Source organism: Streptomyces sp. NBC_00328 (genome assembly GCF_036139655.1).
Taxonomy (GTDB): Bacteria; Actinomycetota; Actinomycetes; order Streptomycetales; family Streptomycetaceae; genus Streptomyces.
This window is the reverse complement of sequence record NZ_CP108013.1, coordinates 9863350-9876741: the sequence shown is the minus strand read 5'-3', so window position 1 is coordinate 9876741 and position 13392 is coordinate 9863350. Positions and strand designations below refer to the sequence as shown.

General features: G+C 67.9%; 13 protein-coding genes and 1 pseudogene. 2 read left to right on the top strand and 12 right to left on the bottom strand.

What is annotated here, in order from left to right:
- Nucleotides 1–29: 29 nt before the first annotated feature.
- The 4 genes and pseudogenes from OG485_RS43465 to OG485_RS43450 all read right to left on the bottom strand — a co-directional run bounded on the left by OG485_RS43465 (nt 30) and on the right by OG485_RS43450 (nt 4274).
- Nucleotides 30–368: a hypothetical protein gene (locus tag OG485_RS43465; protein ID WP_328663296.1), complete on the bottom strand. Its 339-nt coding sequence runs from the start codon at nt 366–368 to the stop codon at nt 30–32.
- On the bottom strand, nt 365–1294 hold the full coding sequence (locus OG485_RS43460) for a hypothetical protein (protein ID WP_328663299.1): 930 nt from the start codon (nt 1292–1294) through the stop codon (nt 365–367). Before OG485_RS43460 ends, OG485_RS43465 begins: the two co-directional genes overlap by 4 nt.
- Nucleotides 1295–1605: 311 nt before the next feature.
- A pseudogene (locus OG485_RS43455) lies at nt 1606–1948 on the bottom strand (DUF5713 family protein).
- Between the two features lie 793 nt (nt 1949–2741).
- Nucleotides 2742–4274 carry an ISL3 family transposase gene (locus tag OG485_RS43450; RefSeq protein ID WP_443048633.1) on the bottom strand — a complete coding sequence of 511 codons (1533 nt, stop codon included), beginning with the start codon at nt 4272–4274 and terminating at the stop codon, nt 2742–2744.
- A 58-nt stretch (nt 4275–4332) separates the two neighbouring features.
- On the opposite strand from OG485_RS43450, the gene OG485_RS43445 reads away from it, so the two are divergent.
- A complete protein-coding gene (locus OG485_RS43445; RefSeq protein WP_328663302.1) occupies nt 4333–4632 on the top strand; it encodes a hypothetical protein in 300 nt (99 codons plus the stop codon).
- A complete protein-coding gene (locus OG485_RS43440) occupies nt 4629–4940 on the top strand; it encodes a hypothetical protein (protein WP_328663304.1) in 312 nt (103 codons plus the stop codon). The genes OG485_RS43445 and OG485_RS43440 overlap by 4 nt, the downstream gene beginning before the upstream one ends.
- A gap of 504 nt (nt 4941–5444) precedes the next feature.
- Here the strand turns inward: OG485_RS43440 and OG485_RS43435 are convergent.
- From OG485_RS43435 to casA, 8 genes are all read right to left on the bottom strand, one after another.
- Entirely contained in the window at nt 5445–5744 is a 300-nt protein-coding gene (locus OG485_RS43435; protein ID WP_328663306.1) for a hypothetical protein, read from the bottom strand.
- 186 nt (nt 5745–5930) lie between these two features.
- Nucleotides 5931–6644, bottom strand: a complete 714-nt coding sequence (locus tag OG485_RS43430) for an ATP-binding protein (RefSeq protein ID WP_328663308.1) — start codon at nt 6642–6644, stop codon at nt 5931–5933.
- A gap of 83 nt (nt 6645–6727) precedes the next feature.
- Nucleotides 6728–8287 carry a Mu transposase C-terminal domain-containing protein gene (locus OG485_RS43425; RefSeq protein WP_328663310.1) on the bottom strand — a complete coding sequence of 520 codons (1560 nt, stop codon included), beginning with the start codon at nt 8285–8287 and terminating at the stop codon, nt 6728–6730.
- A gap of 24 nt (nt 8288–8311) precedes the next feature.
- Complete coding sequence (gene cas6e / locus OG485_RS43420; protein ID WP_328663312.1) at nt 8312–8950, bottom strand: type I-E CRISPR-associated protein Cas6/Cse3/CasE; 639 nt, start codon at nt 8948–8950, stop codon at nt 8312–8314.
- Nucleotides 8947–9756 carry a type I-E CRISPR-associated protein Cas5/CasD gene (cas5e, locus tag OG485_RS43415; protein WP_328663314.1) on the bottom strand — a complete coding sequence of 270 codons (810 nt, stop codon included), beginning with the start codon at nt 9754–9756 and terminating at the stop codon, nt 8947–8949. The genes cas6e and cas5e overlap by 4 nt, the downstream gene beginning before the upstream one ends.
- Entirely contained in the window at nt 9753–10907 is a 1155-nt protein-coding gene (gene cas7e / locus OG485_RS43410; RefSeq protein WP_328663315.1) for a type I-E CRISPR-associated protein Cas7/Cse4/CasC, read from the bottom strand. The genes cas5e and cas7e overlap by 4 nt, the downstream gene beginning before the upstream one ends.
- A gap of 258 nt (nt 10908–11165) precedes the next feature.
- Nucleotides 11166–11810, bottom strand: a complete 645-nt coding sequence (gene casB, locus OG485_RS43405; RefSeq protein ID WP_328663318.1) for a type I-E CRISPR-associated protein Cse2/CasB — start codon at nt 11808–11810, stop codon at nt 11166–11168.
- Nucleotides 11810–13345, bottom strand: a complete 1536-nt coding sequence (gene casA / locus OG485_RS43400; protein ID WP_328663320.1) for a type I-E CRISPR-associated protein Cse1/CasA — start codon at nt 13343–13345, stop codon at nt 11810–11812. The genes casB and casA overlap by 1 nt, the downstream gene beginning before the upstream one ends.
- Nucleotides 13346–13392 lie beyond the last annotated feature (47 nt).

Sequence of the window (13392 nt, the reverse complement as noted above, 5' to 3'; positions counted from 1 at the left end):
GGGCAGCGCGGACCCGGGAAGGCGCCTATTCACTGGTGTTCGTCCAGGGGCTCCGCTGCGAACGTGCCGCCGTACAACGGGGCATCGGTTAGCTGGAACCGCTGGACGCGTCCATCGATGGTGACGACAACGATGCTGCCGACAGGCCGGGTGGTGTCGCGCAGCATGGCGCGGCCGAGTGAGTCCGTCGTGCCGAGCAGCGCGTAGGTACGAAGGCCCGCCTGCACGGCGGTGGGAGCGGTGATCGATGTCGGCTTAGGGGTTCTACGGAACCGCACTCGGTGCGTGATCCAGGACACGGTGCCAAGCAGGGCGGCAACGACCAGCCCGCCGATTACGTGGGGCAGCGTCTCGCTGACGACGTTCACGAGTGGCCCTCCTCATCGGGTGTCTCGCTCGGCAGTTGCTGAGCGCGGCGCCGCTTCTGCTCAGCAACTACGTACCTGACTCTGCGGCGTACACGTTCTCCCGTTGTCTCCGGGTCGAGAGAGCCTGCGTACCAGGCGGCGTCGGCCCAGGTGGCAATTCCTCGCTGAGCCCAGGCGTGGACCACGCGGCGCTCTTCGGGGGCGAGGGCGCGCAGGAGAGCGGCGAGCCTCAGATCACCTTCGTCGTTGCGTGGCATGGAGTCGACCGTTGATGAGTGGCGCGCGATCAGGTCATACAGGGAAAGACCATCGCCGATCGGGAAGTCAAGGCTGAGTGTCCTGCCGTGTCGAGTCCCTCGCCGCCACAGCGGCACCAACTGCCGGTGGATGCTGCGCGCCTCGGCCTTGAGTGCCCCTAGGGCCAGAGGCGTCAGGCGACCTTGCTCTGTGAGCGGGGCAACCCAGTCGCCGAGGAGCGCATCACTTACGGCTTGCCGCCACCGTTCACTGTTGGGCAGACACAAAGCTGTGGTGAGGCAAATTTTGACGATCTCCGCGGCCAGCGGATTGCCGGCGTCGTGTTCCGTCGGATTGTCCACGAGAACCGCACGGGCATTGAGTGCATAGGCGATGTCCGGCACACATCGCCACGGCAGCTTCGCGTCGTGCGGGAGCGGCGGAATGAGCGGCGGGGGCAACTCTTGATTGGACGACACGGGAACCCTGGACCAGGCACTGATCGACCTGATGTCGTCATGGATTGTCACATTGTCTGCCTGGTATGAGGTCAGGACGAACGTGCCGTCGGGGGCCTCGTCGGCAAGCACCCGCTTCGGCGTCGTCGACTCCTGCTTCGACGGCATGGGCACGTAGTAGGCACTGGCGTGATGGGGTTCCAAGATCCGTTTGATGGGTTTGATCATCATTGGGTGCCGCTCCTCCGGGTGGTGGCAACAGATTCACCCATCGGTCGTGGCACCCCCAGGGTGGAGACAAAGAATCTTGGACACATCATGTGACCTGCATCACGTCTTGATATCCATGGCCTTTTGCCGACTTCGCCTGCGCAGCGGACACTGCGTGCGCCATCACCCAGCCCGACCTCGCCCCGACCAACTGCCGTTTGCTCGACCCCGGCGAGGCGCTCCTGTCCAGCGCCCCGCACGACGGCTCAACCGTCCTCGTCCATGGCCATGTCCCGTTTGCGGTTGATCGGAGGCGGCCTTCCCGTCCTTGTTCACCAGTCCCGGCTGGCGGTCAGCTCCTCCGCATCCGCGTCCGTGAACCCGTATGCCGACGCGACGAAGCAGAACTCGTCACAGATCCATTCACGCGCAACCGTCTCGATCTCGCTCCCGGCCGCCACGAACTCCCTGTCCAGCAGGTTGAACTCCTCCGTCGCAGCCTGGGTCAGCGCATACAAGGTCTCCAGATCCGACGGCTGCTCGCCCTCAATGCGCTCGCACAGCCGCAGCAGGATCGCCTTCCCCCCGGTCGACCACGTGATCAGGGAAGTACGAGTCGTCGCACATCGGCCGCAGGAACGCGTGTCCCGCTACCTGCCGGTTTGTGATCGGCATGGCACTTCCCTATCTCCGCGAAGAGTTGACGCGCCGATCATGCACGGCACCACTGACAGCGACGCCAGTCATGTCCGCCAGACCTCACACCTGCCCCTTTGAGTGCATGCAAGGGCACGGGACACCGCAGGACATCCGGCGCCGCCCCAAGAACTGCGATGAAGGGCGGACTGACGCACCCTCCCTCAGCGCCTCGCCGTACCTAGCTGCTCAGGAACCTTCTGGAGATAGGGCCGCTCCACCGACTCAGCCTGCGAGGACCCGCGAGTTTGGGGCTTCGGGTCGGTGGGCCGTCTGCTCCACGTGTGGGGCCGGTCGACCGCGGCAAGCAGGGCGTTGATCCGACGGGCGAATTCCCCACCGGGCAGAGGAAGTTCCGAATCGGGCTCGCGCAGGTAACCAGCAGTCACGGCCGTAGGAATATAGGCCATGAGCTTGCAGATAGGCGCAGGCCGAGACCGGACGGTCTGCTGGGCCAGGTGGCGCAGGATCCGCATGAACTGGCTGGTCGATGCGCTGGTGATCCGGTTCTCTGCTGGATTCCAGCTGCTGCCATCATCCCAGGCCGGAGGCTCGGGCTGGGGCTGGACGGCATCAACCTGACGGTGCCACCAGTCGGCCGTCTCCCGCTCGCCCAGTGCCAGGTGGTGCAGGTAGAGGCAGTACGCGGCAGCAGCCTGCCCGGCGCCGGCTGCGTACTGCCACCAGAAGCGGGCGCCCTCAGCAGTGTCGGTCAGCGGGACTGTAAAACGTTCGGCTCTGGCCCGTAGTCGGTGGTGACGGTGGGTGTCTGTCAGACGAGCAGGATGCGGTGGCGGAGGAGGTCGAATTCCGCGCGTCCGTGCATCTGCCTCATGATCCGTTTGGTGCGGGTGTTGACGCCTTCGGTGCGGCCGTTGTGGTAGGGCAGGGTGAGGCCGGCGTTAACGGCGAGCAGGTCATTTTCGAGGCCGTTGGTGAAGCTGTGCAGGTGGGGCAGTGCTGCGGCGCGGGCGGTCGTGATCCACTCGGTGAGCTTCAGGTCGTTTCCCTTGGCTGGTTTCAGCAGGGTGGCGAAGACGTGTATGAGATCGGCGAGTTGGGTCATCTCCGGGCAGGCTGCGGTGATCTTCTCCAGCAGGGCCGTTTCCTTCGGGCGCAGGTTTTCGGGGTCGGTGAGCAGGAGGCGGCCGGCGTGACGTGGCGTGGTGACTGGTCGGTCGCCTTCGGCGCGGCCTTGGCTGAGGTAGCGGACCAGCAGATTGGCGCTGCCGGTGTAGCCCAGGTCTTGGATCTCGCGCAGCAGGTGGGTGACGGGGACGGCGGGGTCGGCCCGGCGTCGTTCGCGAAGGTGGTCGCGGTAGGGGTCGACGAGGGTCGGTCGGTAAGCGGGGGTGAGGCGCAGGGCCTGGGGTTCGGGCAGGCGGGCGTAGCGTTTGACGGTGTTCAGGGCCAGGCTGAGGCGGCGGGCGCATTCGAGCAGGCCGACGCCCTGGCCGAGGAGATCGTGGATCTTGTTCCAGCGTTCGCGGGTGGTCTGCTCGCGTATGCCGCCGGGGCGGGGCGGGTTGATGGTGGCCCAGCAGCCGGCATGCGCGCGGATTTCGAGCAGGGCCTTGTCGCAGAGATTCCGCCAGAGGTGCCAGCGGTCGCTGACCTGCACTGCGTCGGGCAGAGCACGGCGGATGGCCTCGGCGTAGGTGGCTGATCCATCCCGGCACACGACCTCGGCACCAGGATGTTTGCGCAGCCACTTCTCCAGGGTGTCCGCGGTGCGGTCGGGCAGCACGTCGATCCGCTCGCCGGTCTCGGCGTTGGTCACGATGGTGGCGTAGCGGTGACGTCGCTTGAGCGCGAAGTCATCCACTCCGATCACCCGTGGGACCGCCCGCCGGGGCAGCGGCAGGCGCCGCAGATGGTGCAGCGCGGTACTGCGGGAAACGGGCATGGCCAGCAGGCCGGCCAGGCGGGTCGCCGCCCGGCCGCATAACTCCCGTGCCACCTGGGCAATCTGCCCAGCCAGCCGTACCGTGCGGCGCTGATGGCGCTCCAGCAGTCCGGGAATCTGCTCGCGGAAGGTCTGCCGTCGGCAGCCCAGGATCGGGCAGGCCAGCCGTCGTACGCGCAGGTGAACGACGACCTGGCGGCCGTCGACCGGCACGTCCGCCACCGTCCGGAGGTGATACCCATGGGCCTTCGCCGTCGGCGATCCGCACACCGGACACGGCACCGCCACATCCCGAGTGCGGGCCGTGACCACTATCGCGTCACCGTCATCCGTCACGTTCTCGACGAGCAGCGCCGAAAGCCCGGAAAACACCGTCCCCACAAGGGAGTTGACATCCATCACAAGATCATGGACGGCTACTCGGCGTCACCACCGACTACGGGCCAGAGCCGCTCGTTTGACAGACCCCGACATGGCCCCGCAGGGGCGGCTGAACTGCATCCTGACCGAGGGAAAGCTGCGTGGGTTCGCTCCGTTCGGCGCGAAGACCCCGGTCCTGTGCTTCTCCGAGAGCCCGCCCGACCACCTCGCCCACCTCATCGCGGATAAGGGTTTCGCGCCTTGGGGGATTGTGACGACGCGCAGCAAGATCCTCGCCCGGGGAGGAGGCGCCGTCGCCTACCTGCCCAGGTCGGTCGCCGAAGACTTTCCCGCTCCCATCGCCATTGGGTGGTCTCAGTTCAAACGGACGGGGTGAACCGCGAGGACTGGATGCACGAGCGGGAGTGGCGAATCCCGGCAGGCGGCCAGGACGACATCAGCAACTACAGATACCACTCTCCGGGGTCGGTTCCCGGCATCCTGGTCGGGTCACCGGACTGGGAGCCTGACCGAGTGGCCAGCGAAACGCAGACAAACCACGAAACCGGTGAGCTCTACCCCTCCGGCGACCTGGTCCTTCCGGAAGCCTGGCTCACAGCGGAACGGTGGGTATGGGATGTCGGCACCAAGACGATCCAACGCCTCGAACCCCTGAAGAAGGTTGCGGCACCATGGCTGCCGTAGGAATCCGTCTTGGGTGCGGTTCCTCTTGAGGGATGTCTCACCTGCATAAACTGCAGCTCTGTCCGCGGCTAGAAGGTCGACCTGAGCGCTGGGTAGGACATCGCCGGGGGCTGCGGCATCCTCCGTTTCGATCATGAGCCAACACCTGAGCGTGACCTGCCGATTCCGAAATGATCTATACAGTCATCGGTTCGGTTGAGCTGGCAAACGCCCGGCTCAACCTGTCCCTTGGAAGGAGCTGCACCCTGCTCTCATCGGGTCCTGGCAGTGCGGCGGCGGCGCCTGCGGCTGGGAGTAGGTGACTTCGTCTGCGTCGGGACACGATTACAAACTCTGGATCCCCTGCTCCACCGCTTCGACGGCACGGCGCTGAACGTCGGGCGAGTGAGCGAGGCTGCGGATGGTGGATAGGACTCCACCCGCAATGCGCTGCACCAGCCCGCGGTCCGGTGTCGGGGCTGCGGCAGCCGTCTCAAGTTCTGCAACCCTGGCGAGCAGTTCCTGCTATTCGCCGGCGTCCGGGGTCAGGGCCGGCGTCATCTGCTGAACGAGGCTGACTGCGGCCAGGATCTTCGCCGGATCGACTTCGGTCTGGGTTGCCGCGTTCTGGGTGAAGGCACTGCTGTTGGCTGCGATGTTGCCGCTGTTCTCCTGGATGTGGAAGGTGACATTGCCGCTCAGGCGCGCCTGGTTGAGGTGGTCTTGCACGCTTCCTCCTGCCAGGGCGCAGCTGACGCCCTGGGTTGTGATCACGACCGTTGCAGGGTCGGTGCCGAGTGTTTCGATGAGGCCGTACTCTGCCAAATAGGCCAGGGTTTGCTGCAGTTCGGCGCCGGGGATCGCCGCTCCTGCAAAGAACGAACCGGGCGTCGCGAGGAACAGTCTCAGACCGTGTTCGGACCGGCACCGCCATTCTCACAGTCCCAAACGAGAACGATCGGGGCCTTGAGCTGGACGTGCACGCACCGCCGGGCGGTTCGGTCAGCTGCGTTACGGCGTGTGGCGGGTGGTGGGGTCGATGCGGCTGAGTACCCAGCGGATGAGGTCCTTGCTGAGGGCGAGGTCGGGGTTCTCCTCGAGTGCGTCGTGGAGGAGGACGGTGATTCTTGCCCAGTTCCGAAACGATCCGTGGCCGGCCATGTCATCGGCATAGAGGATCAGTTCGGGCTGCGTACCGGCCCAGGTCTGCTGGTAGGCGGGAATGACGGCCTGGACTTCGGTCGGCGTGAGGGGGCTGAACTGATACCAGTCGAGGATTCGGGAGTGCAGGGCCGGGTTGTTGAGGATCTTCTGCCGGGCGTTGCCGCTGCCGACGAAGATGACGGCCGCTCGGCGGGCGTCGTCGCCCCACAGGTTGCGGAAGTATTCCAATGCCTTCGTCCCGAGTCCTTGCACTTCATCGATGAGCAGGACGCGTGGCTCTGCTTCGAGTGCGTCTTGGATCTGCTGGTCGCAGGGACCGACGGACTGCGGTGGTTCTCCCGGCAGGTCGAGACGGCGCCAGAGCTGGGTTCGGATTTCGTTCATGTTGGCGCCGTTGTTGTAGCGCAGCCGGACGGTGGTTTCGGGGGCGCGGCGGCGTAGGACGGTGTGGACGGCGAAGGTTTTACCGAGGCCGACGTGTCCGTGGATGCAGACCATGGCGTTGTGCTTGATGGCCTTGAGGATGCGGGCTTCGGTTTCGGCTACGGCTTTGGTGGCCATGGCGTTGGCTCCGGTGAGACCCAGATAGTGGTCCTGGCTGGGTGGGGGGAGCTGGCTGGGGCGGGGCGAGGTCGTGGGGGTGCTCACGGCTGGTCCTCGGGGGGTGTCGGCGGCTGGGGTGGGCGTGCGGTGTTGGGGTTGAGGGGAAGGGTCCATGCGGCGTCTGGTTCGGGCAGTTGGATGAGGTCGGGCAGTGCCTCTGCTGCCGGGTCGAAGCCGTCGAGGGCCCGCAGGTGCTCGATGGCCTCTTCCTCGGGCATCACGTCCAGGGGCACGGGCGGGGCAGGGCGGGTTGCGGCTGCGTAGCGGGTGTTGCGGTTCTTTTCGGCCTTCTTCAGCTGGGCGCGCAGGCGGTCGGCTTCGCGTCGCCGGGCTCGTTTGAGGCTGAGTGTCTGTTCACGGGTCGCTTGTCCGGCCATGACGGCGGCGCCGAGGTGGCGGCCGGTTTGCGGGTCGTAGAGCTCGATGCGGTGGTCGTGGTGGGGGAGGTAGCGCAGGTCTACCTTTTCGCCGACGCGGCCGTGCATCCAGTCGGCGATGTAGTTGCGTTTGTGCCAGCGGACGCCACCGTTGTTGATGGTCAGGGGCTTGCCGTGGCGTTCGAGGGTGTAGGTGTGGAGGTCTTCGGCGGTGACGGTGTCGATGAGTGCGGGGTCGGCGTCCCACGCTTGGCGGGGAGTCTTGCCTTTCAGGCTTCTGGGGGTGTTCTCGTGGTTCCAGCGGTGGACCCATTCGAGGACCCGGCCGACGAACGCTTCGAAGTGGAGCAGTGGTTGGTCGGGGTCGACGGGTTTTCCGCCGAGGAGGGTGGGGGCGTGGGTGTAGCCGGGCATGCCGGCGAACAGTGTCTTTTTGATGGCTCCGTTGACTGCTTCGACGTTGCCTTTGCCCTCGGGGCTGAAGGGGGGCAGGGCGATGATTTCGGATCCCAGGACGCCGAGTGCTTCCTTGACTGTGGCGCACAGGAATTCTCTGCCGCCGTCGACGCGCACGTACGTGGGGATGCCGCCGAACGGCCCGTGGTGTTCGTCGATGAGGACGGCGTCGCGGATGGCGACGAGGACGCCTTCGCGGCTGGGGCGTTGCGGGCTGATGGCGAGTCCGCAGATGGCTGAGGTGGCGCAGTCGACGAAGAAGGTGATCCATGGTTTGCGGATGTGGCCGTCGATGCGGACTTTGACGCTGGCTTCGACGTGGTCGGTTTCCCAGGCGTAGTTGCGGTGGTGGCGGTCGCGTTCACCGGACACGTCATAGCCTCGGCGGGCCTTTTCGCCGCCGCGGAGGCCGGCGCGTATTCCGGGTGTGAGGGCTCTGTTCGCGGCGCGGTGGAAGGTGGGCAGGGACGGGACGAGGTGGCCGTCGGCGCGTAGTTCCCTCCATGCGGCGGTGGCGTTGCCGCGCCAGCGGGCAACCGCGTCGAGCATGAGCGGGGTGAGGACGAAGCAGGGGCGGTTTTGGGGTTGGTAGGTGCCGTTGTTGGCGCGGGCGTTGGCGAGCCAGCGGTCGACGGTGCGGGGGGCGACGCCGAAGGCGTCGGCAACACCGATGAGCCGGGAGCGGGTGAGCCGTTCTGACTGCTCGAGGGTGTAGAGCCGGTGGATGGCGGCAGCGCGCAGGGCGTTCTGGTCAGGGATTTTTGGCATGACGGATGTGATTTCTGGTTGGGGTCAGGCGGGGACGAGTGAGAGAAGGCCGGCTCCGTAGGTCTTTGCCCTGCCGATGCCGTTCTTCAGTGCGTGGGTGAGGAGGCCGGTGTCGGTGATGCAGGCGAAGCCGTCGAACTGGGTCAGCTTGAAGTAGGGGGCCGATCGTGCGAGGTGGGTGCGGGGAAAGGGCCTGGGGAGGGAGGAGATGGTGAGGGGTTCGAGTCCGGCGTCTGTGGCGCGGCGTTGCCACCAGGCGATGGCGTCGTCGCCGGTGAGGTGGGTGATTTTGCCGCGGCGTTTCCCGGTGACGGGGTGGCGGGTGGGGTTGCCTGCGGAGAGTGCGGTGGTGGGGGCGGCGGTGATGCGGTAGCGCATGGTGCGCCCGGGGATGAGGGAGTTCAGCAGGGGGGTGAGGTCGAGGGTGCGGGCTGTGCCGTAGCTGGTGGGCAGGGCGGTGAGGTCGGGTGTGTGGGCTGTTTGCACGAGAAGAGTGGGTCCGGGTTCTGCGCGGAAGAGCAGGCCGCCTGTGGCCCGGGGGGTGGGGCCAGCCTGGTCGGGGACCATGCGCATGAGGGTCTTGTGGAGGCTGTTGACGTCGGCGAGGTCGGCTCTGGCCGCTGGGTGGTGGGGGTCGATGGTGATGCGGGTGAGGCTGGTCATGCGGGTTCTCCGTGCACGTACGTGGTGAGGGCGTCGATCGGTCGGGGTCCTGTGCAGAGGTGGGCGGGCAGGTGCTCGGTGGTCATCCACAGGGGGCGTGGCAGGTGGCGTCGGGCATGGCGGGTGAGGTTGGTGGGTTCGCTGGTGCTTTCGCGGTCGGGTGGGGTGGTGGGGTCGGTTCCGGGGGGCGGGTGTTCCCAGACGAACGTGGTGGGCACATGGGTGTCGGTGGGGCCGGGGGGCGGGTTACGGGTGAGGGGGGTGCGGGTGAGGAGTTCGTCGACGGGGTCGGGGGTGCCTGCGTTGAGGACGAGGGGTTCGTCGGGCAGGCAGACGCGGCGGCCGAGGAACAGTCCGAAGCGGGGCCGTTCGAGGGTTTCGGCGATGTGGCTGATGAGGAGTTCGGGGCCTTCGACGGCGACGGTGAAGACGGCGCCGGTGAGGTAGTCGCGGTGGGAGACGAGTGTGGAGGCGGTGAGCTTGCGCCGGGTGCCGTCACCGGTAAGGAGGCTCTGGTCTTTGGGGTGGCCGCCGCCGACGGTGTGGAAGTCGCGGTACAGGGTGCCGGGCTGGTCGATGCGGATGGTGAGGGTCAGGTCGCGGTGGCTCGGGGAGGTGGTGTCGCCCGGTACCTGCAGGTGGGGGTAGGGGGCGAGGGCGTGTTCGCGGGGGCGGCCCTGGGCCGCGGCGAACATGCCGATGAGTGAGGAGCGGGTGGGGAAGGCGCACGTGTCGCGGTAGTGGAAGACGCCGCGTTCGCCGGAGGACTGCAGCAGGCCTGCCAGGCGCAGGACAAGGCCGGTCACGGCCGGTCTGCGGGGGTGAGAGCGGCGGTGGCGCAGGCGGCGGCGAGGTCATCGAAGGACGTGTGGTGGGTGCCGAGGTCCTTGATGGGCTTGGCGGAGGTGCCGGTATGTCCGTGGGCGACGAGGTGGCGGGTGCCGAGCAGGCGGGTGATGGTGGCGGCGTAGTCGGTGAGCGTCTGGCGGGCGGGGGCGGTGTAGCCGCCTTGAGGGGCGGCTTTGACTGGCTGTTCGAAGGCGGCGCCGTAGGACACGGAGCGGCGGTCGCGGACGGCGTAATAGACGAGGTCGGGGACGGTGTGCGGTGCGGTGGACGTTTTCTTGCCGCCCGGCATGCTCAGGATGAAGTGCCGGACGAAGAGCTCGACGAGGTTGTTGACCGTGTCGGCGGGGGCGCCGGATCCGAGGTTGTGGTGGAGGTCGGTGATGTTGATGGTCGCGAAGCGGTAGAAGAGGCTGGTGGTCAGGAACGCGGTCTGGAGATGGGCGCTGCCGGGGTCTCCGTCCTGGGGCAGGTCTTCCACTGTCGTGAAGAAGTCTGGCTGCGGGTCACTTTGGTGCACGGAGAAGGCGGGGGCCATCTGTACGGCTGCTTCGACGTGGCCGGCGGACAGCTCGGCGAGCATCCGCCCGAACAGGTTGATGCTCGCGGTGCGGCGAGTGAGGTGCGCGGCGAGGTCTTTGGCGGGCAGGACCGCGTCGATCTTCTTCTTGGGGGTGTGGTCGGCGAAAGCTTCTTCGAGTTCGGTGCGGTGCTTTTCGCACAGGGCGACAATGTCGTCGATGACGTCCGTGGGGAGGTAGAGCATGGCCTGGGTGCGGTAGCCCTCCTTCTCGTTGTGCTTCAGGCCGCCCTTCTTGGCCGAGTGGACGATCTGCGCCGAGGCGAACGCGGCGAGGTCCTCGGGCCACTGGGCTTCCTGCAGTTTCCGGGCGACGAGAGGCGGCACCATGCGGGTGCGGGCGGCGTGCTCGCCCAGGTCCTGTTCGACGTTGAGGCGGATGGGGCGCTTCCATGCCTGTGGCGAGACGAGGGCCCGGATCGCGTTCCCGAAGGAGATGGTCTTGGGGTCGCCGTCCGCGTCGCGGTTGAGGTTCGCCGCGGTCACGGGGTGGAGGATGTGCAGGTCGAGAAATCGTGCCGGGGTGTACATGGGTGTGCTTCTTTCACTGGGGTGGCGGGCATGGCGCTGATACGGCCCGCGGGGTACGGGGGTGCCGTGGGGTGCGTGAAGGGCCGGGACCGGTCTGTGTGGTGCCGGCCGGTCTGGGGGTTGGGCGGCCTGGGCGGTCGGGCGGGGCTGGAGGGGCACCGGACGGTTCCTCGGCGTGGACCGCCGGGCGGCCTGCACCGGGATGGTCCCGGTGGGGAGCGTCCGCCCGGAGGGGCGGGGCCGGTTGGGGCGGAGGTGTCAGGAGCGCCGGGGTTCGGGGGTGGCGAGGTAGAAGGCGTCGCGCCAGCGCAATCCGACCTGGTCACGCTGGTGGGGGCGTTGCACCAGGTCATGGAGGAGGACACCCCAGTCGGGGGTGATGCCGTCCTTCAGCAGCTGTGTGACAGGTGCGGACAGGCGGCGGTGCAACTGGTCGTCGCTGAGGCGGGTCAGGACGCTCAGGAGATCCTCGGTGCGCTCCGCTCCGTGGCCGGCTCGGTGTACGGCGGTGGCGAGGGTGGCGCCGAAGTTCGGCCTGGCGAACCAGGCCGCCGGATCCGGCGGCGATGACGCGGGGGCTGGTTCGACGGGGGCGACGAGGCGGACTTCAGGATCGTCTCCCAGGGTCGTGAGGCCGGCGTCGTCGTCCGGGTCGGGGCGCACGCCCGGGGTGTGGGCCTGGGGCCCGGCTGTCGCGATGAGGCTCGCGACGGTGTAGTAGGCGCGGCGCCCGGTGCGGTGTGCGGTGCGCCGGGCCAGGTAGCGGTCCATGGGGGCGCATTCCTCGACGGGCCGGCCCCTCCCTCTGCTGAGGCGGACGCGGACGCCGGGCTCGGTGCACAGGATGTGGACGTGGGCGACGAACGCGTCGCAGGAGGCGCGGTGTTCGGCTGCGGTGGGCATCAGGCAGCCTTCCGGGGTGTCAAGGGCTGGCGGTAGAGGTCCCTGATGGCATGGGCCACGGCGCGGCCCGCGGAGGCGTGACGGATCCGGGCGGCTTCGGTGACCTCGCGCAGGGCGGCCGCGGCCGCGGCCGCGAAGGCGGTGGGTGCCCCGGTGCCGGGCTCGTCCAGAAGCCGCCAGAACACCGTCTCGGCCCTCGGCCAGTACCGGGTCAGAGCCTTGCCCGCCCAGGGGGGCTGCGTGGTGCGGCTGCGGGTGACGGTGTCCCAGGCCTGTTTGGCGACGGTCGCCAGCCGGTGCGCTGCGTGTTCGGCCTCACGGCAGCACTCAGCGATGCGCTGGGCTTTGACCGGGTCGTGTTCCTGGGTCCAGTTCAGCAGGGGCCGGGTGAGGGCGGTGTACCACTGCCGGTCGATGACCTTGCCGTCCTGGTCGAATCCGTGGACGCGGATCCGCAGGCTGCGCCGCACGGGTTCGGGAAGGTCGTTGAGGGTATCGAAGATGGCCGGCCGGCGGTGCGTGCCGTGTTCATCCGGAGCCAGGAGCAGTGTCTCCAGGTCGCGCCACCAGGCGCGGGACGCGTCGGCGCGGCGGACGGTGCGGCGCCGGGCGACGTTCTTGCGTTCGGGGATGAAGCGGTAGGCGAGGTAGGGGTCGGTGGTGATCTGCTTGGGCTGCTGGGTGGCCCAGGTGATGTAGGCGTCGGTGACGGTGGTGCCGCCCTGGCTCGGCACGAGGAGGATCGCGTGCCGGCTCAGTCCGGTCAGTTGCCGGCCGGGCCAGGTCGGCGTGCGGGGTGACACCCCCGGGTCGGGCGGGGCGGGTTCTTCCCACGGGCAGGCGTCGGCGCCGGGTGGCTGCTCGTCGCCGGTGAAGGCGGGGACACCGGTGAGGAGCGTTTCGTGCAGGGTGCGGCCCAGGGGGTGGAAGGAGACGCTGGAGCGCAGGGGCCCGCTGGTCTGCTTCATGCTGGTGGCACCGTCCAGAGTGCGGGGGGTGCCTTTGCCGGAACGCCCGTAGTAGTGGTGGATGAGCAGGATCTGCAGGGCCTCGGCGGTGGGAACGGGTTCGGCGGTGTGGTGGCTGTGCGAGCTGAACCAGGACAGGTTGTTGCCGGCGGGACGCCCGGGCACGAAGACGTTGATGCCGGTGCTGTGGGGGCACTGGGTGCGCAGCGAAATGTCCTGGAGCCAGGGCCTGGCCTGGTCGAAGACGTCCCAGCCGTGCTGGTCGAAGTAGGCGTGGACGGCGTCCGGGTCGAAGCGGCCCTGGACCAGGCAGCGGCGGCGCAGAGCGTTCCACTGAGAGGCTGTGAGTTCGGGGTCGTCCAGGCCGGTGATCCGGGCGGTGATGGCGACCGCGACACGCAGCAGCGCTGAGGCTGCCGGCGGGTGGGGCAGGGCGAGATCGTCGATGCGGTGGGCGTCCAGGAACAGGGCCCGCAGGCCTACTTGGTCGTACTGGTGACCGGCGCGGACGTCGATCCAGGGGCTGTCGGCTGCGCTGAACGTGGCGGGCGGGGATAACGAGGGCAAGGGGGTGTCTTCCGGAAAGAGGGAGGACCGCGAGGAGGCGTGCGGGC

Coding starts and splice junctions, on each gene's coding strand:
- OG485_RS43460 (WP_328663299.1), bottom strand. CDS start 1,294: ATGATGATCAAACCCATCAAACGGATCTTGGAACCCCATCACGCCAGT.
- OG485_RS43450 (WP_443048633.1), bottom strand. CDS start 4,274: ATGGATGTCAACTCCCTTGTGGGGACGGTGTTTTCCGGGCTTTCGGCG.
- OG485_RS43430 (WP_328663308.1), bottom strand. CDS start 6,644: ATGGCCACCAAAGCCGTAGCCGAAACCGAAGCCCGCATCCTCAAGGCC.
- OG485_RS43425 (WP_328663310.1), bottom strand. CDS start 8,287: ATGCCAAAAATCCCTGACCAGAACGCCCTGCGCGCTGCCGCCATCCAC.
- cas6e (WP_328663312.1), bottom strand. CDS start 8,950: ATGACCAGCCTCACCCGCATCACCATCGACCCCCACCACCCAGCGGCC.
- cas7e (WP_328663315.1), bottom strand. CDS start 10,907: ATGTACACCCCGGCACGATTTCTCGACCTGCACATCCTCCACCCCGTG.
- casB (WP_328663318.1), bottom strand. CDS start 11,810: ATGCCCACCGCAGCCGAACACCGCGCCTCCTGCGACGCGTTCGTCGCC.